At 45.3% G+C, this 22,637-nt stretch carries 13 protein-coding genes; 2 read left to right on the forward strand and 11 right to left on the reverse strand.

The features are described from left to right. Nucleotides 1–128: 128 nt before the first annotated feature. Nucleotides 129–1,529, reverse strand: a complete 1,401-nt coding sequence (locus J4N23_RS07400; protein ID WP_207426382.1) for a sensor histidine kinase KdpD — start codon at nucleotides 1,527–1,529, stop codon at nucleotides 129–131. 165 nt (nucleotides 1,530–1,694) lie between these two features. Here J4N23_RS07400 and J4N23_RS07405 point away from each other — a divergent pair, with 165 nt between their 5' ends. After that, nucleotides 1,695–2,642 carry a D-2-hydroxyacid dehydrogenase gene (locus J4N23_RS07405; RefSeq protein WP_207426383.1) on the forward strand — a complete coding sequence of 316 codons (948 nt, stop codon included), beginning with the start codon at nucleotides 1,695–1,697 and terminating at the stop codon, nucleotides 2,640–2,642. 86 nt (nucleotides 2,643–2,728) lie between these two features. Here J4N23_RS07405 and J4N23_RS07410 read toward each other — a convergent pair whose 3' ends face one another. Further along, nucleotides 2,729–3,880: a M28 family metallopeptidase gene (locus tag J4N23_RS07410; RefSeq protein WP_207426384.1), complete on the reverse strand. Its 1,152-nt coding sequence runs from the start codon at nucleotides 3,878–3,880 to the stop codon at nucleotides 2,729–2,731. 93 nt (nucleotides 3,881–3,973) lie between these two features. On the opposite strand from J4N23_RS07410, the gene J4N23_RS07415 reads away from it, so the two are divergent. Further along, nucleotides 3,974–4,774 carry a GNAT family N-acetyltransferase gene (locus J4N23_RS07415; RefSeq protein WP_207426385.1) on the forward strand — a complete coding sequence of 267 codons (801 nt, stop codon included), beginning with the start codon at nucleotides 3,974–3,976 and terminating at the stop codon, nucleotides 4,772–4,774. Here the strand turns inward: J4N23_RS07415 and J4N23_RS07420 are convergent, their stop codons facing one another. The 9 genes from J4N23_RS07420 to J4N23_RS07460 all read right to left on the reverse strand — a co-directional run bounded on the left by J4N23_RS07420 (nucleotide 4,775) and on the right by J4N23_RS07460 (nucleotide 22,634). After that, nucleotides 4,775–5,749, reverse strand: coding sequence for a polyprenyl synthetase family protein (locus tag J4N23_RS07420; RefSeq protein ID WP_207426386.1), 975 nt, complete (start codon nucleotides 5,747–5,749; stop codon nucleotides 4,775–4,777). It lies immediately after the preceding gene. A 154-nt stretch (nucleotides 5,750–5,903) separates the two neighbouring features. Further along, entirely contained in the window at nucleotides 5,904–8,066 is a 2,163-nt protein-coding gene (gene rnr / locus J4N23_RS07425) for a ribonuclease R (RefSeq protein WP_207426387.1), read from the reverse strand. A 100-nt stretch (nucleotides 8,067–8,166) separates the two neighbouring features. Beyond that, the gene (locus J4N23_RS07430) at nucleotides 8,167–8,877 is read right to left on the reverse strand and encodes a 3'-5' exonuclease (RefSeq protein WP_207426388.1); all 711 of its coding nucleotides are present in this window, start codon (nucleotides 8,875–8,877) and stop codon (nucleotides 8,167–8,169) included. A gap of 17 nt (nucleotides 8,878–8,894) precedes the next feature. Next, complete coding sequence (gene pbpC, locus J4N23_RS07435; protein ID WP_207426389.1) at nucleotides 8,895–11,300, reverse strand: penicillin-binding protein 1C; 2,406 nt, start codon at nucleotides 11,298–11,300, stop codon at nucleotides 8,895–8,897. Continuing rightward, the gene (locus tag J4N23_RS07440) at nucleotides 11,297–16,915 is read right to left on the reverse strand and encodes an alpha-2-macroglobulin (RefSeq protein WP_207426390.1); all 5,619 of its coding nucleotides are present in this window, start codon (nucleotides 16,913–16,915) and stop codon (nucleotides 11,297–11,299) included. The genes pbpC and J4N23_RS07440 overlap by 4 nt, the downstream gene beginning before the upstream one ends. Before the next feature lie 57 nt (nucleotides 16,916–16,972). Continuing rightward, a complete protein-coding gene (locus J4N23_RS07445; protein ID WP_207426391.1) occupies nucleotides 16,973–17,377 on the reverse strand; it encodes a hypothetical protein in 405 nt (134 codons plus the stop codon). Nucleotides 17,378–17,432: 55 nt separating this feature from the next. Further along, nucleotides 17,433–19,781, reverse strand: a complete 2,349-nt coding sequence (gene topA / locus J4N23_RS07450; protein ID WP_207426392.1) for a type I DNA topoisomerase — start codon at nucleotides 19,779–19,781, stop codon at nucleotides 17,433–17,435. Nucleotides 19,782–20,007: 226 nt separating this feature from the next. Beyond that, nucleotides 20,008–21,096 carry a tRNA 2-thiouridine(34) synthase MnmA gene (gene mnmA / locus J4N23_RS07455; protein ID WP_207426393.1) on the reverse strand — a complete coding sequence of 363 codons (1,089 nt, stop codon included), beginning with the start codon at nucleotides 21,094–21,096 and terminating at the stop codon, nucleotides 20,008–20,010. A 170-nt stretch (nucleotides 21,097–21,266) separates the two neighbouring features. After that, nucleotides 21,267–22,634, reverse strand: a complete 1,368-nt coding sequence (locus J4N23_RS07460; protein ID WP_207426394.1) for an NAD-dependent succinate-semialdehyde dehydrogenase — start codon at nucleotides 22,632–22,634, stop codon at nucleotides 21,267–21,269. Nucleotides 22,635–22,637: the final 3 nt, after the last annotated feature.

A 22,637-nucleotide genomic window follows, 5' to 3' on the forward strand; every position in this document is an offset into this window, starting at 1 on the left:
TTCTAAACTAACCAACAACTTTACCTAAAACTATATATGAAAACTTTTAATCTAACTATTCTTACGGCCTGATAATCTTTTGGTTACGGTTAGTTATAACTGCAATATAAAAGTTACACAAGCCTTACTTATGCTACAAGTGGTAGCCTAAACCAGAAAGTGCTTCCTTTACCTACTTCGCTATCTGCACCAATTTCCCCATTATGACTTTTGATAATTTCTTTGCAGATGAAAAGTCCTAGTCCCAAGCCCTGAACAGAGTGTTTGGTCTCGTCTATCCGATAGAAGCGATCGAACAAGAGCGGAATTTTATCCTCACCGATTCCGTGGCCAAAATCCTTCACGCACACTTTAATATATCCTTCCTCAACTAATGAATAGATATGAATAGCGTCTGACTCCTGAGAGTATTTTGCAGCGTTGGACAGGAAATTCTCGAACACCTGATAAATCCTGTTGGGATCTGCTTCTACATAGCCGTCTGCCAGCTGCTCAATAACCAACTTTTGTTGCGAGACCTGATTTTTTTCCTCCACCACTTCCTTGATTAACTCATTAAGCTGGAACTGCTTCATGTTCAGCATCAGCTTACCGCTGTGAATCTTGGTAACGTCTAGTAGGTCTTTCACCAGATCGGTGAGCCGATTGACATGCTTATTTGCGTTTACCACAAAAGGATGTATTTGTTGTTGACCCGGAGAGTTTTTCGCAAGACGTTCCAAAATTTGAAGAGATGCCTTCATACTCGTTAAAGGAGTTTTAAGTTCGTGAGAAGCGATACTTAAAAACTCGTCTTTCGCTTGGTTTTGGGCAATTACCAGAGCCTTCGACTCCACCAACTGTTTGAAAGCTTTCCGGGCATACAATCCCGCGCTGATTAGAATCAACAAAATGAAGAAGATATTAATAAAAAGCAACCAATAGCTGATAATCCTTGATGCTTCGCCTAGTATCGTTGAGAAAGCCTGTTGATTGTTCGATAGACGCCTGTTGATTGTTGAGACGTTAATTTTCAATGCCGCCTGCACTCCGGGTTCTATCGCCCGATTTTTATAACCGTAAATGAAGGCTCCTATTTTGTCCAGCTCGCCTACGTCTACGTCCGCTGCAGTCCATTTAGCTATTGCCTTTTCAAAATAGGGCATATGCTGGAAGGTTCGAAACAGCCAAATCATGTTGTGTAAATCGTCGGGATGATTTCTGCCTTGCAGCAGTCCGCGTCGGATCTGTTCTTCATCGGCCCCCTGCTGCATACCTACTCTCGCTAAGCTATCCCCAATGGGAACGGCTAGGTAGTGCTTAAACTCTTCATAACTTTTGATATCCGATGTTTGAATATAGTCGATAAGATATCTGGTCGCGTCTTTTTGAGCTTTTGAATAATGAGATTCTTTATTCACATAGGCCCGGATAGAAGAAAGTATTTTTATCGAGTAGTAGTTTAGGCTGATGATTATCCCTGACGAGAACAGAATGATTCCAGCAATGATCAAGATAGATCTTCGTTGATTGTCATTGGAGTTGTTCATAGTAGGACGTTTGATTGGTTATTGGATCCAAATTAGATGTTATACGAGGGATGGTACTTAAGTGTTGCAACAACAGAACATTTTGTCACCGGGCGGCCTTTCTGCTCCAATAATACTCCCAATTACTCCCAGTATTTTTAGATTTGCGAGTATAAAGACTGGCATATGAAAATTGTAGCTACAGATGGATTTGCTCTGAATCCCGGCGATCTAAATTGGGAGTCAATTGCTCGCCTTGGCGATCTTACAATATTTGATCGGACAACAACGGATGAGATTGTAGAACGATGCGCCCAGGCTGATATCATACTCACTAATAAAGTGGCATTTTCGAGAGAAACGTTGGAGAAACTCCCGAACCTAAGGTGCATTTGCGTGCTTGCCACCGGCTACAATATTATTGATACCCATGCGGCAAGAGAAAGGGGTGTAGTTGTTTGCAATGTTCCTGACTACAGCTCTGCTTCTGTTGCACAGCATACATTTGCGTTCATACTTGAACTGGCTAATCAGATCGGTCTGCATTCTCAATCGGTTCGTAACGGCGACTGGGTGAACTGCAAGGACTTTAGCTACGCGTTAACTCCGCTAATAGAATTACAGGGAAAGTCTTTGGGATTGGTAGGATTCGGAAATATTGGAAGGAAAACGGCTCAGATAGGGAAGGCTTTTGGGATGAATGTGAAGTATTTTACACCAAGCGAAAAGGAAACCGACTTAGCAGATTACCTAAGTTTGGAAGAACTCTTTAGCAGCTGCGACTTTGTATCCTTGCACTTACCCCTAAAACCAGACAATCAACAATTCGTCAACCGGGAGTTGCTCGGCATGATGAAAAATACGGCTTTTTTAATTAATACTTCCCGTGGGCAGCTTATTCATGAGCAGGATCTGGCTGACGCCCTGAATGCCGGAACTATTGCCGGTGCCGCGCTTGACGTTCTCTCCGTTGAGCCGCCTCCTGCCAGCAATCCTTTGCTTAATGCAAAGAACTGCATATTAAGCCCACATAATGCCTGGATGAGCCGGGAAGCACGAGAGCGGATTATGAGTATTACCGAGGGAAATATCCGGGCGTTTATGGAGAATAAGCCAATAAACGTAGTCAATTAAAGGCAGGGAAGGGGCGAAAGAGCTGCCAGCTCCTGCCGATTCTCATCCACAAGCAGCTAAACATTATGCCTTTAGCGTTCCCAGTCTTATTTACTGTTCATCAATTTGTTGTTATAGTCGCGAATTAACCTGAACAGGTTATCATAGGAACTAAGTGGAAGCGTTTTGGCAACGTCGTAGACATCATGGTAGGCTTTAATGCCTCCCATGGTATAGATGAAGAAAGCCGGCACTTTTTTTTCTGAAAACCAATAGTGGTCACTGTTCGCTGCTTTGCCTCTTGGGTTCACCTGGTTTAGATAGTTGTGCTCGTCGTTTATTTTCCTAATCAGGTCAAACTCCTGTTTAAATTCTGTTGCGTTCACTACTGTAATGCCCTCATCTCCGGTGCCTGTCAAATCAAGGTTGATCAGGAATCGGATTCGGGACAAGTCTACAAGCGGATTGTCAGTGAAATATTTCGAACCCAGGAGACCTGCCTCTTCCGCGGAGAAAAGGATAAAACCGATAGAGTAAGCCGGGCGATGATTAGTATAATAGCGGGCCAGGTCAAGAAGAAGGGCCACGCCGCTAGCGTTATCGTTTGCTCCGGGAAAATAAACCTCTTGGCCCATGCCACCAAGGTGATCGTAGTGAGCGGTGATAAAGATGATGGAGTCAGGAAGTTGTGTGCCTTTTACAATTCCGGAGACATTTGCGGCTTTGAAGTTCGGAATGAAACGGTTGTCAATTTCGACTTTGATATTTTCAGGCGTAGACTTAATCGCCTTTTTATCGATGTGGATGGAGGTGAAGTCCGCAACTTCCCGTGCTACCGACCAGGTCAGCTTGTTTTCCAATGTAACCAGGATTCTATTAGCAGGATCTACATAATTAAGACTGTCCTTCTTTACTAATTTACCCTTCGCTTCTGTGCCTCGACTTGCGGGTCCAACTATAAAATCATATCCGGGCTTCAATTTTATACCGTTTATCTCCAACTTCATATCCTCAGGGAAGGTATTTACGGATAGCTCATACTCCTGAAAGAAACTCTTCCCATCGAGCGGCTTTACCCCGTAGGAAGCAAGCTCTTTAGCAAGGAAAAGGGCTGCCTTTTTCATCCCATTCTTCGTGTATCCACGACCCCAGAAGTAAGGGGATGTGAGCGTGTCGATGGTTTTAATGGCAAAGCTACGATCTTGTCCGTAGCCGGCAGTCGTAAGGAGCAGCAGGATTATGATGGTGAAAGGTTTCATGCGTGTGTCTTTTACTGAGCTTCTTCCAAAAATAGGACTTAGGATTGGAGTTATTAAATTATAAACATAGCTTTGGATAAACTAAACCTATCTATGCAAGTTGAAGAAATAACGACCGCCGATATAGGACTTCTTCCAGAGTTGCAACCAGATGGCTGGCCGGACATCACACCTCATTTCAGATTTTATGTCTCGCAGTCGTTCTGCAATCCCCTTAAGTTTTCCATATTCGGAAAAATTGTTGGAACCGGAGCTATTATTTTTCATCGGAACAGTGCTTGGTTGGGGCATATCCTGGTTCATAAAGATTACCGGAACCGCGGAATTGGAGCATTGATAACAGAAACATTGGTTGACAGAGTACGGCAAAGTGGCAGGGAGAAAATATCACTGATTGCCGCTCCTATGGGAGAGCCGATCTATCGAAAGTTGGGATTCGAGCGGGAGCTGGAGTATTATTTTTTTCGCAATGTTGATTTTATAGCGAGGTCAGTAGCCGAGCCCCGTATTCAAGAGTATTCTGCTGCCTACTTCGATCAACTACTTTCCCTTGATCGGGAGGCGACGGGGGAAGATCGCTCTGTACTGCTTCGAGAGTTTCTCGAAGAAGCGAAAGTGTTTGTAGATCACGGGGTGTTAAGGGGTTTTTATTTACCTGCTTTGTCCGAAGGATTGGTCGTAGCGAAAGATACAGAAGCAGGACTTAAGTTGATGGAATTGCGGCTGTGCAATGTACAAGTTGCTGTGATGCCCGACACCAATATCGCAGCTGCAGATTTCCTGCTGAAGAATGATTTTAAGTTGGTCCAGCAAGGATGGCGGATGCGTTTGGGAAAGCAGCTTTCCTACGACTCCCGACTAATTTTCAACCGAATTGGTGGCAACATGGGTTAGCTAATTCTCCCTAACCAACAGCTCCTCTGCAAACTTTCTTAAGGCCTGTTTTTTATCTGAACTTGCCGAAATCTTCTCCAATGCGGATAAAGCTTTTTCTGCAAAGCTGTTCATCTGCTCTTCCGCGAGCTGCCGTACTCCAAGCCGGTTATAAAGGTCTGTAACTGCTGCTACCTTAGCCTGAGGGTCAGGATTTTCGGCATTAATCCAGTAATGCAATTCTTCTTCTTCCAGGTTCTCAGCTAGTTCGAGGGCCTTGATCAGCAGAAAAGTCTTTTTGTTGGCGAGGATATCTCCGCCTACCTGCTTGCCGAACTTTTCGGGATCACCAAATACATCTAGAATATCATCCTGCAGTTGAAAAGCAAGGCCAAGGCTTTCGCCGAACTGGTAAAGATTGTCAGCATCTCCTTCTGAAGCATGTCCAATCAGAGCTCCTATTTTTAAACTTCCACCAAGTAGCACTGCAGTTTTCAAGCGTATCATGTGGAGGTATTCGGCGACACTTACATTATCTATGGCTTCAAAGTTCATGTCTATTTGCTGTCCTTCACAAACCCCCGTAGCTGTCTCATTAAATATCTGTAAAACCTTTCTCAGGATTGAATCCTCTACCTTCATGATCAGTTCGTAGGCCTTCACCAGCATTACGTCTCCGGATAAAATAGCAATACTGTCATTCCATTTTTCATGCACGGTAGCCTTTCCTCTGCGAAGAGGAGCTTTGTCCATAATATCGTCATGTAAGAGCGTGAAGTTGTGAAATACTTCTATACCCACTGCTGGTTCAATCGCTTTCAACACGCTACCTTCAAATAGATCACAGGCCATCAAAAGGAGAGCAGGGCGTAATCTTTTGCCTCCAAGCGACATTATGTACCTAATAGGTTCGTAAAGGTCAGACGGATGCTGCGGGTACTTCTTTTCTGCAATTTGTTTATTAATCAGATCCTGAAGTTGGGCGATTGAGTACATGGCTGATGTTTTTGTCCGAATTTGGGCGAAGGTAAAATTTTTTTTCGAGTTGGGATATTTACGATGCTTACGATGAAGAAAGCACTTATAACCATTTAACAGGCCGTAGCGGCTATACGAGCGACCTGTTAAACAAAAATATCAAAGGATTGTCTTAAAAATTCCACTCGTCTTTGGTGACAGCTTGCTCCTGCACCAGGGTGAAATCGATCTGACGCTTGCCAAGATCTACCTTCTTGACGCGAATTTTAACTTCATCGCCCAGCTGGTATTTTTTCTTCTTCCGTTGCCCTATGATACAATAGTTTTTTTCGTCCAGGACATAGAAATCGTCTGTGATATCCTTCAGTCTTACCATTCCCTCGCATTTGTTTTCGATGATCTCTACATACATTCCCCATTCGGTAACTCCGGATATAATGCCGTTGAATTCTTCTCCGAGGTTTTCCTCCAGGTATTCGGCCTGTTTATATTTTACAGAAGCCCGTTCTGCATCTGCCGCTTTTTTCTCCATTTGAGATGAGTGGAGGCAAAGCTTTTCGTAATGCTCTTCGTTTACCGATGGGCCCTCATGCAGGTAGTGTTCCAACAGACGGTGGGCCATCACATCCGGATACCGACGGATAGGAGAGGTAAAGTGAGTGTAAAAATCAAAGGCAAGCCCGTAATGGCTCGACTTTTTAGTAGTATAAATTGCTTTCGCCATGGATCGAATGGCTAGCTGCGTCAATACGTTTTGCTCTTTTTTGCCCTCCACGTCTTCCATCAAATGGTTGAGGGAGCGGGCTATTTCTTTATCAGACTTGGTGTTGATCTTATAACCGAACCGCGATGCAAAAGCTGCGAAGTTCACCAACGTGGTTTCATTCGGAGCGTCGTGAGAACGGTAGACGAAGGTCAGCTTCTTCTTTCCTTTTCCTTTCTTCGCAATAAATTCTGCCACTTTTCGGTTCGCCAGAAGCATGAAATCTTCGATCAGCTTGTGGGCATCTTTACGTTCCTTCACATATACCCCTAGCGGCTTACCATTCTCGTCCAGTTTGAATCGTACCTCCGTGGTTTCAAAACTGATTGCCCCATGCTTAAACTTTCTGTCGCGAAGCTTATAAGCCAGCTCATTAAGCAAAGTGATTTCCTGTGCGTACTCCTGAGATTTTCCCTCGATTACTTCCTGAGCTTCCTCGTAAGAAAAGCGACGGTCGGAATGTATAATTGTCTTTCCAAACCACTGATCAACAACGTTAGCGTCTTTATCCAGCTCGAAAACAGCTGCGAAACAAAGTTTATCTTCATGAGGACGAAGAGAACAAACACCGTTCGACAGCCTCTCGGGCAACATCGGGATAACCCTGTCTACCAAATAAACCGAGGTTCCTCTCTCCAAAGCTTCCTTGTCGAGCAGAGAATCTGGTCGCACATAGTGAGTTACATCCGCTATATGCACGCCTACTTCATAGTTTCCGTTATCCAGGTATTTGAAGGATATCGCATCGTCAAAATCTTTCGCGTCAACAGGGTCAATGGTAAAGGTAAGCGTGTCTCTGAAATCGCGTCTTTTTTCTATTTCTTGCTCTAGGATCTCCAAAGGAATGGCATTTGCTTCTTCCTCTACCTCCTTAGGGAATTCCAGTGGGAAACCAAACTCAGCCAGAATAGCATTCATTTCGGTGTTGTGCTCACCTTGAGCGCCCAGTACTTTTATAATTGCACCGACCGGATTTTTGGCATCCTCGGGCCAGTTTGTGATCCTGGCAATAGCTTTCTCACCGTGCTTCGCTCCGTTGAGGTCTTCAATGGGGATGAAAATGTCTTTGAGCATTTTTTTATCATCCGGAATGAAAAATGCAAAACGTTCTGATATCTTCACAATACCCGTGAACTCCATTTTTGCCCTTTCGGTGATTTCGACAATCTCGCCCTCTTTATTTTTTCCGCGGCTGGTTCCGTAAACATAAACCCTCACTTTGTCTCCGTTGAGTGCAGTTTTTAGTTTTTTAGGAGCGATATAGATGTCTTTTTCAAATTCATCATCGGGAATTACAAAGGCAGAGCCGTCGGTGGTCATAGCCACCGTGCCGGTGATAATAGTTTTAAGCTCTTTAAGTTGGAATTTTCCCTTTTCAACTTGCTTGAATAATCCGTGTTTACTTTCATCTTCCAGTATTTCACGAATTATTTCTCGGGATTCAGGGTCTTTCAGGTTCAACTTTGCTGCAATCTGCTTATAGTTCATCGGCTGGTTGCCGCCTTTTTCGAAAATGTCGCTGATCAGTTGATTGAAGACCAATAATATATGAGATGCTTTCTTTTTAGCCATAGTGTATTTAGTATTTTCCAAGCCCCTTTCCAGGGCTGCGGTTAGTAATAGTTGTTATCTTACGAATAACAGAAATATTTTTTAATTGCTTTATTAGTTGTTAAACAATAGTTATTTGTTCCTCTCCGAGCAGTCCCATACCCTTGAACCGGAGCAGGAGTTGTGCAGTGGTAACAACATCCTTCTGGCAGTAGGTGATAATTCTCTCCAGGTTCTTTTCCTCCCAGTAGACGCGATGCACATCCGAGCCATCAATGTCGTCTTTTGGAGTGGGGATATTAAAGATAGCAGCAAGCAGGTTAAGCGAAGTAAAATTTTTGTAGTCGCCGAATTTCCATAGATCCATCGTATCCAGATGGTTTACTTCCCAGGGTTTCTTGCCATGGATAAGTAATTGAGATGGAATGCAGAGCTGATTGATTAAAGTGCGGCGGCAGAGGTAGGGGAAATCGAATTCTTTCCCGTTGTGCGCGCAAAGTGTTAGTGAGGCGGGTTGTTTATCAAGCAGGGCAATAAAGTCGCCGAGCAGGGTGCATTCGTCGTGGCCAGCAAATGACTTTACCCGGAGCTGCAGCCGCCCTTCATGTTTTGTGAAGATACCGACGGAGATGCACACGATTTTTCCAAATTCGGCCCAAATTCCAGCCCGCTGGTAGTACTCCGCGGCTGATTGGTCTGCAGATCGCAGCTTCATTGTCTTCTGATCCCAAAGTTCCTGGAATAACTCTGGCACCTCCCCGAAAGAGGGGTACTGCGGTACAGTTTCAATATCAAGCACCAGAATGTTTTGAAGTTCTGTGTTTTCGAGCATGTGATAAGAAGAAAGTTTCAGATGTTTTCTTTATCCAAAATTGTGAAATACTGATGAATCCGGTTTCCAGCTTCATCAACAATCGTTACAAGATGTTTACCAGGTGCAGGACTTACGGCCAGCTGATGTATTTCCCTGGTTGTACCCAGAAATCTCCCATCCAGATGCCAGTAGATTAAGCCATTCGTTTTTCTGTGCGCCGCACTCAAAATTAGCTGCCCCCTATTCCCATCAATCTCGTAAGGTACATATATTATCGCATTATTTTTAGGATAGATAAACTCCATTGCCTCGGGTTGTTCTACCTGGCAGTCGGGCCGGAAGCTGGGCAGAGGCTTATAACTATAGTTTTTCGTTTTAAAGTAGTACTCCATAACGGGTGGCAATACGAACCAATGTTTATGGATCATTTTTGATGGCGATTCACAATCTGAGCTCACCTGAAACTTACCACTTGCATCGAGATGAATGAGTTTATGGAAGTTACAGGCCTGTGATTTCAGGCAGCTACGGGGAAGCAGTTGCGGCTCTCTGTGTTCGCATTGCTCTCCTGCTTTGAACCCACTTTCTTTGCAAACTTCGATCTCTACCATTTCGGCAAGGGGAGCCTTAAACCAGCCTGACCGCGAAGCAGGGAGCAAACGGTAAATATCGAAGAGGATAGGGGCTGCAGCATCGATACCTGTTAACCCGGGCCGGCCTTCCCCGTCGGTGTTTCCCGCCCAGACTGCTACTACATAGCCGGGAGTTATCCCAATTGCCCAGCCATCCCTGAATCCAAAACTTGTCCCCGTCTTCCAGGCAATCTGTTGAGAGGATGAGAATTGCTTCCACAAATAATCTTCTCCGGGTCGTATCACCTCATTCATCGCCTGGAACATCTGGAAGATAGATGCTGCACTTACTCGACCATGCGTTTCTGTTCGAGCCGGTTTCACTGCGTCAGACAATTGATAGGATGGAAGACGCCAATCATTATTGTTGTATCTGCTACCGTTAGCATCAAAGTGGTTAAGTGTTCTGGCCATACTGCCGTAGACTCCGGACAGCTCCCACAATGTGTTTTCTCCTCCCCCTAAGATTAGGGAAAGACCGTAAAAGTCGGCAGGCTTGTTCAGGGTACTAAAACCAAGGTTTCTAAGAAAGTCGTGGAAGCGCTCGTACCTGTACTGCTGCAACATCTTCACTGCTGGGACGTTCAACGAGCGGGCCAGAGCTTTGGAAGCTGGTACCGCGCCATCATAACCAAGATCATTGTTGTTGGGTTGGTAACCAGCAATCACGGTCGGAACATCGGGTAGGAGGCTCTCTGGGAGCAACATTCCCTCATTAATCATTGCCGCGTAGAGCAGCGGTTTTAAGGTACTACCGGGACTTCTTGGCGCCTGTATCACATCCACGTAGCTTTCTAGTTCGACTTGCTCCGGTTTATAGATATTGCCGTTATAGCTCAGTACTTGGCCGGTCTCTACTTCCAGTATCAACGCGGCGCAGTTATTAACGAGGTTTGCAGCAAGTCTCTCCTGGTGCTGATTCAAGATCCGCGCTACTGCGACCTGGAGGTTTTTGTTAACGCTTGTTCTGATCCGCGTGGATTGCAGTTTTCCTGCTTTAAAATCATTCCTTACAAGGCTGAGCAGGTGTGGGGCCAGTTGAGGTAAGGGGAGAGGTTTGTCTGGTACGGGTTCCTGCTTTGCTAGCGCTACTTCCACTGTGCTCAATTGACCATCTTTCTCCAAAATATCTAATAGGCGGTTCCTTTTTCGTATTAATTTATCACGATTTTTCCCCGGATGCACCAAAGAGGGAGCATTTGGAAGAACAGCTAAAGCAGCCATCTCTCCCCAGGATAATTTATGGGAGGGTCTGCCATAATATCTCCAGGAAGCAGCTTCTAAGCCCACTACATTCGTCCCAAAAGGAGCATTAGACGCGTAAAGTAACAATATCTCCTCCTTCGAGTAAGTCAGCTCTAACCGAAGTGCCTTGAGTGCTTCCAATAATTTATTCCAAAAAGTCCTTTGCTTTGGGGATGCAAGCCGTATTACCTGCATGCTCAAGGTGCTGCCTCCACTCACAGTTCTACCTTTGCTAACATTTAACCGCAGAGCCCGGCCCAAAGCGAGCACGTCGATACCCGGATGATGGTGAAATCGTTTGTCCTCGAAAGCAACAATGCAGGTTTTAAATTTTCCGGGTGCCACTTCATTTTGGGGGAACCGCCACTGCCCGTCTTCGGCTGTAGCCGCCGATAACAGTTCTCCATCCCGGCTTTCTATTACAAAACTGGTAGGAGAAGTAAACAAAGGGTTGGGAATGGAAAACCAAAAGAAAAGTATAGCAAGTAGCAGGCCCGTTATCATTATTTTCTTTTTTAATGACAACCTGGCCAGATATGCAGCTACTTTTTTCCAATTCTTCATTTTATGTTCGCAGTTATTGGTACCGCAGGATCTACTACTTCCACCCATTTCCCCGGTGAGGAAGCAGAAATATTCGCATTATACATGCCTTCGCAGGTGGAAGGTGGAAGATAATACTTGCCGATATAAGAAGCATTGAGCAGTACAAAATAAGTTACCTCTTTACCTGCAGGCAAGCTGAAATAGGTGTTTACCCGATCATCTCTGATGTCCCGGTAATCGGAAGGCGAGGATTGAAAAGCGCCCTCATTATTCATCAATCTGGTATTAATAATTTCCCATCCGGAAGGGAAAAGCTGGCTTAAAGCTAGGTTATGATAGTTGCCCCGCTTTCCGGGATTCGTGATATTTACTTGTGCGACAAAATCGGTTCCCTGTATTAGTTTAGCCGGATCTATCAGCTCTCCAGACATCGAAAAGTAGCCAACCCGCATGCCGAGAACATTTGGATTGTTTATGCTGCTAACCGCTTGTCCTACCCCAGGTTTCCCCTGAACGATCACTCTAACAAAAAGCCGGTTTTTTCCTTTATTTGAGATCTGGCTGCTGTTTTTCGCTAGTGGGTTTTGCAGTGCCTGCTGCCAAAGGCGGGCATTAATGTCTACTTTGCTTTGCTGATTGTTCAACCTGTATGTAAACTGGAGCTTTTTCCCCTGATTGTTCGTTCCACAATATTTAGCAACAGCTATTAATGCATAAGCAGTTTCCTGAGTACTGTACCAACTGTCTCTTGACAATCGTGCTGCAATACTTCTTAACAGATCGTCTGCTGGCTTGCGCATTCCCAGCAGCGTGACGGTTTCCAAAATCATTGCTTCATCCCGCAGTTCTGATCCGAAGGTTCCATAAGATTGTGTATAAGGCTTTACATCGAACGAGAGGCCCCTAATCAGCTGTCGGGCCGCCTCTTGATGTCCGCTTAGGCGATAGGCAGCTGCCAGGCGCCAGCGCGCCTGAACGGAGAGATACCTAAACTCCTTCAACCTGTTCATTGCGCCCAATTCCGGGGATTTTCCTAAAGCCAACAGGTAAAGCCTGTATGCCTGCAAAAGATCGCCTCCATAGAAGTTTAAGGTAGTTGGAGTCCAGGAAACGGCCTTCGATTTTTGGAACTTCATCCATTGCGAGAGGAAACCAGGAGCTGGAGCAAAACCGGCTGATTCTGCTTCAAGCATAAAATGTCCTACGTAGTTCGTGCTCCACTCGTCTGCCTCCGATACGCCCGGCCAATAGCCCATGCCCCCGTCGCTTAGCTGATAGCCCGCCAAACGTGCTATGGCTACTCTGATATTTCTTTCTACCTGCGCCTTTCTTCCTTCCGACAGATCAACGATTTTTGATAAGTATAGCTGAGGAAATGCGGAGGAGGTAATTTGCTCGACGCAGCCGTGCGGGTACTGGATAAGATAATTTAGCCTTTTTCCAAGGTTCAATGCGGGGATAGAAGATACTTCGACGGAAACTCTGTTCGTGCCTGGCGTGCCAAAGGTACTGAAAGGCAAACTTACAGTTCCTCCTGGCTCCAAGGTCTTCTCAATGACATGGGTTAATACAGGACTAGGATTACGTATATCCAGTTCGACGTCGTAAGCAGCGGTTTCTTTACCGCTTCTGGCAATCACCTTGACTTTTCCTATTCCCTCAAAGTTTTTCGTTAGGAGGTCCAGATAGACAAGTTGGTCGCCGGCTCTGGTAAAACTAAGCGTCCTTTTATTGCCGGCGCTGTAGTGAAAGGCCGCCGAATGCACCTCTAGGCTAACATTCTTAATGGCATTACTCATGGCAAAAACGGTCACGGGTAAACGTACCTGTTCGCCGGGGGCGAGCACTCTGGGTAAGGTGGCGAGTACCATTAGCGGCTTTTTAACCTTCACTGCTTTTTCTGCCTGGCCGTACGCCCCATTTTGTCCGGCTATCACCATCACCCTGACTGAACCTACATACTGCGGTAATTTGAAGGTATGCGTTTTTTTTCCGCCATTGCTGGTGAATGGGCCCAGGAACTTTACTACCGGTTTAAAGCGGTTGGCAGTCGGATTTTTTCCTTTGCCGGACTGCCGGTCGCCTCCAATGCTGAGAATTCGCTGGAGGTCACCTCCGTAAGCGCCAATTACATAATCAAACAGGTCCCAGGTTTTTACGCCCAGACCCTCACGGGCATAAAAGGTTTTGTGAGGATCAGGTGTGTTGAAATTTGTAATATCGAGCAGTCCTTCGTCCACAATTGCTATTGTATACGTCATCGGCTTACCAGCAGCTTCTGATACAGTAATGGATGTGCTGGTTTCGGGTTTAATTTCTGAAGGCATTGAAATTACTGGTTGGAGAACGGTAGAAGGATCTTCTACTTCCAGCGGTATGACACCATACATCCTGATGGGTAAGTCATTAACTGTTTGAGAATGAGGTTGCAGTAAGGTTACGTTGACAAACACATTAGGCGACATACTTTTGTCGATGGTAAACCTTACCTGCGTTTGTCCCTTTTTAGCCGCAAACCAGAAGGTTTTTAGCACCCTACTACCATTTTCTACACTCACCAGGCCGCGACCGGCGTTGCCCGTGGGGATAGTAAGTACAGCTTCTTCACCAACTTTGAATTTTTCCCGGTTAGCTGTGAAGGATAACATGGCCGCCTCGGTTGGATTTTCATTCTGCATTCTTTCCGACCAGTTAGGCCAGTCTACATATACGATCTTGCCAGTTGTATGACCAGTCTTTGGATCGCGCACTCTTAGCAAAAATCTTCCCCACTCAGGTTGATCAATGCGCATATTCCAGATTCCTTTTCCGTCCTTCAGTTCAATGGAGGAGGTGTATACCAATTTATTATACTCGTCCTGGCTAAAGTTGCTCACTGAAGTTTCGTCTTCATCCCACCACCACTGCCATTTCATTTTATAGAGTTCTACTTCAACCGACCGGTTACCTCTTTGGAGTGTGCCATTCGCATCTACTGCCACGATTTGTATGGGATGATTTATACCCGTAACCAGCATCTCGTTATAACCGGTCCCTTTAGGCGTCTGAATACCGACATATCCATCATAGACATTGTAAGGCATCGATACCTGGTTGATACTAAAGTTGCCACCGGGTTCAAATACCTTTACCATAAAATTGGCTGTCAGACGGCCGGGTGCTTGTCCCTCTACATTAATATTGGCGTCAAATTTAGCCTGCCCATTTTCATCCAGCTTGCCGTCAAATATGTTCTGAAGTTGCGAATTGAACGGTCGGATAGGGTCGTCAAATGTGTACTGTTCCAATTTTGGAAAAGTCGTCGGCTCAGAAGAGACATAAGCGTCAATCTTCGCGTTTAACTTTCTGGCTGCTCCTCCAAATAACCATTTTGCTTCTAATAGACCTTTCGCATTTTCATTCTTAGTAAGTTGATTTGGATTGGCAAAGGCGAGATTGATTTTTAGCCTGTTCGGCATAATTGTTTCAATCCGGATCCGTTTTTCAAACTCAGCGCCGCCAGCTTTAACTTTTGCTGTCCAATTGCCTGTTGGCGATGAAGCATCTGTGGCTGTCTTGAACTGGTAAAAACCGTTTACGTTTTCAGTTCGGCTGAGCTGTTTAAAAAGCTGCCCCTGAGGAGTATAAAGTTCAAAATCAACCGGATGACCCTTTGGAAGCTTGTTCTGTTTATCATCCAGGATAAAAGTAAGGAACAGGCAGTCGCCGGGCCGCCATACGCCGCGTTCTCCATAAATAAATCCTTTTAGGCCTCTCTGTACTTGTGCTCCCCCTACATTGAAACGGCTGAGCGGGAGGGAGCTGCCGTCATCGAGTTTCAGGTAGCCCCGTTCTTCACCCTTTTTGGCCACCAGGAGGTATGGCTTGCGTTTCAAAGAGATTTCGGCAATACCATTACTACCCGACAGAATTTTTCCAATAATTTGCTGCTGATAATCGAGCAATTCAAGCTCTACGCCGCCCATAGGTTCAGCGGAAAGAATATCAGTAACAGCTATTGTCAAATTATTGCTTGAGCCCTGCTTGGCTATCAAGCCGATATTTGAAGCCAGGACGTTCCTTGAAGCCCATCTTTCTTTGTTATAGTAGGAATTGCTGCATGGATTGTCACGTTCATCCCAGTTGTAACCATAAGGGTAATAGTTGTCGTATCGTTTCCAGAATTCGTCGTCTTCATCTATACTAAGTCCATCGTCGTAATCGGAATCCTCTTCCGAATCTTCGCCCGAGCCGTTTTCAAGCTGTCTTTCTTTGCAGGTGTAGATGGAGTAGGAGGGGCGAAAGCCGATGGTGATCCGGTAAACTGCTCCCGGCTCGGTGCGGATCAGTTTATCAATATCAAGCATGAACCGATTTTTCTTGTGCAGGTTCAGGCTCTTGTCGTCATCTAACTTTATGGTGACTTGCTTCACGGGTTTGGCTACCTGCCTTAGCTGATTTTGTCCGTCGATGCTATTTTCCTGCAGGTACTGCGGAATGTTGCTTCTGTAAATTTTAATGATTGTTACATCAACTGCGTTAAGGTTCACTGCTTCAAATGGCATCATCAGCCGTCCTGAATGTGGCAGTATAACACCCTTTCCGGGGATGCTGACAGCAGGATCAGTATTCTGGAAAAAGACGTTCCCTGAAAAAGACCTGCTTAACTTTTTGCCCTCGAAATTTTCAATTCCCTCGTTTACAAAAGCGGTATAGTTACCATCGAGCTTTTCATTAGGATAGAGTTTTACTTCGCTGCCGTTGATTGTATAAGCCGGCATTTCATGGTTGCTGATCCCCAGCAGGCCTGTTAATTCCTGCCCGATCCGAATGGGATCAGAAAAAAGTATCGACACATACTGTTCTTTGCCTTGGATAGCTCGAATAGCTAATACTTTAAATTCATTATAAGCAGGAACCTCCTGTTCTTCATTGCCGCCGCCATCCACGTCAATCGGCTCTCCGTTCCATTTTACCTCCAAGTTCTTCCCGGTTTTGTATCTGATGATGTTGGTGATGGTAAAAGTATGGGTACGGTTCTCTGTCTGATGCTCCCACCTGGTGATGCTATTGCCATCGTATTTTACGGATATCAGCTTTTCGATCTTATCAGCGTCCTCTTTGTCGGCCGTTGTGATAATTCCTGTAAAAGTCATTTTGTCCTTGCTGCTATTTGAAGAAGAACGGAGACCTAATGTTTCTACAGAATAATCGGGCTTAATAGTTTGGAAGTCGAATCGAAACTCGCCGAGCGTTTCAGGTAGTTTCATGAGGCGATTCAGCTTCAGAGAGACAGAATATAGTTGGTTCGGGGAGAGCGATGTATCCGGACGAAACTCGATAGTACGGGAGTCTAGCCAAAACGCTTTTCCTTTTACTGCCGGTGATATGTCAAAAAGAGCAGGATCAACCGCCTCATTCGCAGCACTCAGGGTAGGCACATCTACAGCCAGTCGAACCCGGATATTGCTTTCCCTGGAGACAATTCCCGAAGTGTAATTCTCGACATAACTTGCAAACAACTCATAGTTACCCGTTTCGTGTCTTTTTTGATTGGTTTTTCTGCCAACCACCGCAATCACGGCAAGTGAAACAAGGAGTATGAGCGCAACGTTTTTTCCGCTTGCAAAGAAAGCTCGGATTTCAGGAATCATGTGAATAGGTTTTTTCCTGAAATTTAGAAAGAATTTAAGAGAGAAAAAGAAAAATCTTTAACCGATCATCACGCCTGGTTTATTCACTACTGGTATTCGCATCAGGTTAGACTCTACAATGCTCTCGGGGAGGAAAATAAATTTTTTATCAAAAATCTGGTTGCCAATGTAGTAGCTTAACCAATATTCGTTTGTTAAACCGAAAACCTGTTCATCGATGGCCTCGATTTTTGCATAGTCCTGGCTTCCCACAGTTCCAATAGAATGTCTCAGAATAGAGGTTTTTACATCTTCGCCGTCTTTCTGGCCGTAACCTTTTGAAGATACAAGTACTGTCTCAATCGGCTCGTTTTTTAGATTAACCAAGTACACATTCCACACTTTGGCTTCAGGAGTTTCCCGTTCCAACACCACTGCAATTGCAATGTCTTCAACTATATTTTGTGGGAGGTCTTTCTTCATAGAGTACAAAATAGTCAACCGGAGCAGCGATGACCTCTGCTCCGGTTAAGATCTTTTATTTCTTTTTAGCAAATCGTTTGCCTGTTTTCTTAGGCTCTTTTTCTGCTGCTTCAGCTAAAGCCTTAACTTCCTCAAATGTAAGGTCTTTCGCTTCTTTACCTTTCGGGATTTTAATGTTTTGCTTCCCGTATTCGATATATGGCCCCCAACGACCGTTCAGTATTTTTACATCCGGATGTTCTTCAAAAGTTTTGATCAGCTTTTCAGCGTCTTTTTGCCGTTTCTCCTGAATAATCTGAATTGCCTGCTCTTCAGTAACACTGTGGGGATCTACTCCTTTCGGCAAGGAGTAGAAGGCGCTGTTATGTCGGATATAAGGACCAAAGCGACCAATTGCTACAGTCATATCCTTATCTTCAAATGAGCCCACTTTTTTGGGAAGTTTGAAAAGCTCGAGGGCTTCCTCTAAACTGATAGATTCGATCATCTGGCCGGAACGAAGACTAGCGTATCTTGGTTTTTCGTCGCCTTCATTCTCTGCATTTTCACCGATCTGCACAAAGGGACCGAAGCGGCCAATTCTTACAGAAACCTTTTTACCCGTTTCCGGATCAACACCTAGTTCTCTTTCTCCCCGGGCTTTTTCTGCGGTTTGAATGGTAGTCTCCACTTCCTGATGGAAAGGACTGTAGAACGACTTTAGCATCTCAGTCCATTCTTTCATGCCGTGAGCGATTTCATCGAATTGCTTTTCGACGTTGGCAGTGAAGTTGTAGTCCACGATGCCGTTAAAATGCTGCATCAGAAAATCGTTCACCACCGCACCAATATCTGTAGGGAAAAGTTTTGCCTTTTCTGCTCCGGTTATTTCTGTTTTAGTTTCTTTTTTAAGCTCGCCGCCTTTTAATGTAAATACGCAGAATGAGCGTTCTTTACCTTCGCGGTCTTCTTTAACTACGTAGCCACGGTTTTGCACGGTAGATATCGTCGGAGCGTAAGTGGAAGGGCGACCGATGCCTAACTCTTCCAGTTTTTTTACCAGACTTGCTTCCGTATACCGGGCAGGCGGGCGGGTAAAACGTTCGGTAGCTTTTATTTCCTGTACCAGTAAGTCTTGTCCTTTTGCCAGAGGAGGTAAGATAGGGTTATTGCTGTCTTCGTCCAGATTTGCGTCCTGGTCCTCATCCGTCGATTCCATGTATACTTTCAGGAATCCATCGAACTTCATCACTTCGCCATTGGCAACAAAGTTTTCTTTCCGGGTCGAGATACCAATTTTAGCTGTGGTTTTCTCAAACTGAGCTTCACTCATCTGAGAGGCAATAGCTCTCTTCCAAATCAACTCGTATAGACGTCGTTCCGACGGATCTCCCTCAATACTATGACGATCAAAATAGGTTGGCCGGATGGCTTCGTGTGCTTCTTGTGCACCTGCAGACTTGGTTTTGAACTTTCTTTCCTGGTGATACTTCTCGCCATAGGCCGTTCTTATTTCGGCAGAAGCCGCATTCAGGGCAGTTTCAGACAAGTTAACAGAGTCAGTACGCATGTACGTGATCAGTCCGTGTTCGTATAGCTTTTGTGCGATCGACATGGTTCTCGAAACCGAGTATCCAAGTTTTCTGCTTGCTTCCTGTTGTAGGGTAGAGGTAGTAAATGGGGGAGCGGGGCTCCTTTTGGTAGGACGGGTTTCTAAACTCGTTATCGTATAGATGGCCGTCTTACAATCCTCGAGAAACGCTGTTGCACCGGATTCTGTTTCAAAACGCTCAGGCAATTCCGCTCTGAACAGTTCTTTCGCCTTTCCAGTCGAAAAAATGGCGGTCACCTTATAGGCCGCTGTTGGTTTAAACTTGTTTACTTCACGTTCCCGTTCAACAATTAACCGTACTGCAACCGACTGTACCCGCCCCGCAGACAGAGAGGGTTTCACTTTTCGCCATAGAACCGGCGATAGCTCAAAACCTACCAGCCTGTCTAGCACCCGACGAGCCTGCTGTGCATTTACCAGGTTATAGTCAATCTTCCTTGGGTTCTCAATGGCCTTAAGGATAGCTGGCTTAGTGATCTCATGGAAAACTATTCGCTTTGTCTTATCTTCTTTAAGTCCGAGAGTCTCGTAGAGATGCCAGGAAATGGCTTCTCCCTCCCGGTCCTCGTCCGATGCCAGCCAAACCGTTTCGGCCTCTTTCGCTAACTTCTTCAACTCACTTACCACCGCTTTTTTATCAGCGGGAACCTCGTATTTCTGGTTGAAGTTGTTGTTAACGTCTATCGCATCATCCGTCTTAACCAAATCACGTATATGGCCATAGCTCGATTTCACAAGGAAGTCTTTTCCAAGATAACCTTCTATGGTTTTTGCTTTCGCAGGAGACTCAACTATCAGTAAATTTTTTGCCATTCAAAAAACCTCATTTTTTGCAAATAAAGGGATTAATAGAAGGAATGCAAAATGAATTCCGATTCTATTGCAGCACAACATCAGGATAAAAGGATGGTTTGATTTGTTACAAATCTTACTCCTAGGGTGCAGGGAGTAGACGCCCTGGCTTCAAAAAGAAGCTGAAATAAAGTTTTTAACAAGCAGAAATAAAGAGAATCAGCTGGGGCGTAGGGGAGGGATCCCGTTAAACCAGAAATCCGCCCCCTAAAAGATCGTTGCCTTCGTAAAACACAGCAGACTGTCCTGGAGCAATCCCCGATACCTGGTGGTGGAAGTCCACTTTCATCAGATCTCCTTCCTGAACAATACTCGAAAGGCTGCCCGCGTCTTTATATCTGATTTTAGTAACGGCCTCTAAAGGTTCGTTAATGCTCTCATATTTAATCAGATTTATGCCTCTAACTGAAGCAGAAGAGCGCTTAAGTTCATCCTGGGTGCCTAGCACTACGGTGTTGCTTTCGGGCATGATTTGGGTAACAAACATCGGTTGGCCGAGTGCTATGCCAAGTCCTTTCCGTTGCCCGATGGTGTAGAATGGATATCCCTGATGCTGACCGACTATCATTCCATCAGAAGTGATGAAGTTGCCTTTTCCGATCCTTTCATCAAGATCTTCTACCTGATGCCGCAGAAAGGAGCGGTAATCGTTGTCTGGTACGAAGCATATCTCGTAGCTTTCGCTTTTCTTGGCGAGTTCTTCCTGGCCCATATCTAAAGCCATCTGCCGTATTTCAGCCTTCGTAAAGCTGCCCAGTGGGAATTTTGTCCGGGCAAGGTTTTGCTGAGAGACACCCCAAAGTACGTACGACTGGTCTTTGTTTTCGTCCTTTCCCTTGGAGATCACATAGCGACCATTGTCCTGTAATCGAATATTCGCATAGTGACCGGTGGCGATAAATTCGCAATCCAGTTTATCTGCTCGTTTCAGTAAAGCCTCCCATTTGATGTGGGTGTTACAAAGAACGCAGGGATTGGGTGTCCGGCCCGCCAGGTATTCTTCCACGAAGTTATCGATTACGTAATCCCCAAATTCATTTCTGATGTCCAGGATATAATGAGGGAAGCCATAATTTACTGCGAGCGCACGGGCATCGTTGATAGAATCAAGGCTGCAGCAACCTGTTTCTTTTGATGAGCTGCCTGAAGATGCATAATCCCAGGTCTTCATCGTTAAGCCTATTACTTCGTATCCTTGTTCATGCAACATTACAGAAGCAACGGAGCTGTCCACTCCACCACTCATTGCAACTAAAATTCTTCCGTGCTTACTCATAATCGAGCTGCAAAGATAATATTTTCTGGAGGGATGTAGTGCCTTGGAACAGGTCAGATGCTTGTCAAATAAAAGCCTGACAGTCTGACGTATGTAGGATTAATTCAAGTTAATAGCGTCTGTAGCTCAGTTGATTATTGGAGGATATATTAATTTATTATTGAAATATCTTACCTAATATATACCGTTTTTATATTAACAAATTCCTTTATCCCATAGATCCCCAGTTCCCTGCCAAAGCCAGATTGATTGACGCCGCCGAAAGGAAGCCTAGGATCTGACTTCACGCCTGCATTCACAAAGCAGGCGCCTGCGTTTAGCCGATGAGCTGCTATTTCTTCAGCTCTTTTAAGGTCCTTACTAAACACTGCCGCCCCCAAGCCAAAGATCGTGTCGTTCGCGATTTCAATCGCATCATCTTCGTTATCGGCAGTAATCACCGCGGCTACCGGGCCAAAGGTTTCCTCATCATAAGCGGGCATTCCCTTTTTGACATCACTGAGCAGGGTAGGCGGGTAAAAGGCATGATTGCCTTCCGGTATAAATCCTCCCAGCAAACATTTGGCGCCGAGCTCGATACTTTTGATAACCTGTTGGTGCAGTTCATCCCGTAAGTCCTGTCGTGCTTGTGGTCCCACCTCTGTTCGCTCATCAAAGGGATCACCCATTACCTTTTCAGCGAGTTTTTCCTTAAATAGTTCGGTGAATTTTTGTGCTACCTCCTTCACAACGATGAAACGTTTCGCGGCAATACAACTTTGTCCACTATTGATCAATCGGCTTTCGGCGCATACAGAAGCTGCAAGATTAAGGTCAGCATCAGCAAGAATTATGTAGGGGTCACTGCCTCCCAGCTCCAGAACAGATTTTTTAACGAGGGAAGCAGCCTTCGAAGCGACTTTCATTCCAGCAGAGGTACTTCCAGTGAGTGTAACTGCTTTGATCAAAGGATTTTCTATTACTTTATCTACAGCCTTGCTTCCTATCAGAAGTGTCTGAAATACATTCTCCGGAAAGCCAGCCTCTCTGATTATTTCTTCTATCGCCACGGCGCAGCCGCCTACATTGGAGGAGTGTTTAAGTACCGCGCAGTTGCCAGCCATTAGTCCCGGCGCCAGGAAACGAAAGGCTTGCCAGAAAGGGAAGTTCCAGGGCATCACCGCGAGAATAACTCCTAATGGTTCAAAGGTGGCGTAGCTTTTCTGCGCTTCGGTTTCGATAGTTTCCATTGAAAGGAACTGCTCGGCGTGCGCCGCGTAGTACTCACAGCATACAGCACATTTCTCAATTTCTCCTTCTCCTGCTTTCAGTGGCTTCCCCATTTCCAGTGCCATCAACTCAGCCAGTTCCTGCTTCCTTTTTCGCAGAACCGATGCAGCTTGATTCATATAACTTGCTCTCTCCGCGAAGGACGACGTCTTCCAGGAAAGCCAGGCTTTGTGCGTTTCCTCAATTTTCTCCGAAACATCGGCTTCCGACAATTCCGGATAGCGCTTTATCAGCTCGCCGGTAGCGGGGTTAATTGACTCTATGGGCATAAA

Source organism: Pedobacter sp. SYSU D00535, assembly GCF_017355855.1.
In the GTDB taxonomy this organism is placed as follows: Bacteria; Bacteroidota; Bacteroidia; order Sphingobacteriales; family Sphingobacteriaceae; genus Desertivirga.

Coding starts and splice junctions, on each gene's coding strand:
- J4N23_RS07400 (WP_207426382.1), bottom strand. CDS start 1,529: ATGAACAACTCCAATGACAATCAACGAAGATCTATCTTGATCATTGCT.
- J4N23_RS07405 (WP_207426383.1), top strand. CDS start 1,695: ATGAAAATTGTAGCTACAGATGGATTTGCTCTGAATCCCGGCGATCTA.
- J4N23_RS07410 (WP_207426384.1), bottom strand. CDS start 3,880: ATGAAACCTTTCACCATCATAATCCTGCTGCTCCTTACGACTGCCGGC.
- J4N23_RS07415 (WP_207426385.1), top strand. CDS start 3,974: ATGCAAGTTGAAGAAATAACGACCGCCGATATAGGACTTCTTCCAGAG.
- J4N23_RS07420 (WP_207426386.1), bottom strand. CDS start 5,749: ATGTACTCAATCGCCCAACTTCAGGATCTGATTAATAAACAAATTGCA.
- rnr (WP_207426387.1), bottom strand. CDS start 8,066: ATGGCTAAAAAGAAAGCATCTCATATATTATTGGTCTTCAATCAACTG.
- J4N23_RS07430 (WP_207426388.1), bottom strand. CDS start 8,877: ATGCTCGAAAACACAGAACTTCAAAACATTCTGGTGCTTGATATTGAA.
- pbpC (WP_207426389.1), bottom strand. CDS start 11,300: ATGAAGAATTGGAAAAAAGTAGCTGCATATCTGGCCAGGTTGTCATTA.
- J4N23_RS07440 (WP_207426390.1), bottom strand. CDS start 16,915: ATGATTCCTGAAATCCGAGCTTTCTTTGCAAGCGGAAAAAACGTTGCG.
- J4N23_RS07445 (WP_207426391.1), bottom strand. CDS start 17,377: ATGAAGAAAGACCTCCCACAAAATATAGTTGAAGACATTGCAATTGCA.
- topA (WP_207426392.1), bottom strand. CDS start 19,781: ATGGCAAAAAATTTACTGATAGTTGAGTCTCCTGCGAAAGCAAAAACC.
- mnmA (WP_207426393.1), bottom strand. CDS start 21,096: ATGAGTAAGCACGGAAGAATTTTAGTTGCAATGAGTGGTGGAGTGGAC.
- J4N23_RS07460 (WP_207426394.1), bottom strand. CDS start 22,634: ATGCCCATAGAGTCAATTAACCCCGCTACCGGCGAGCTGATAAAGCGC.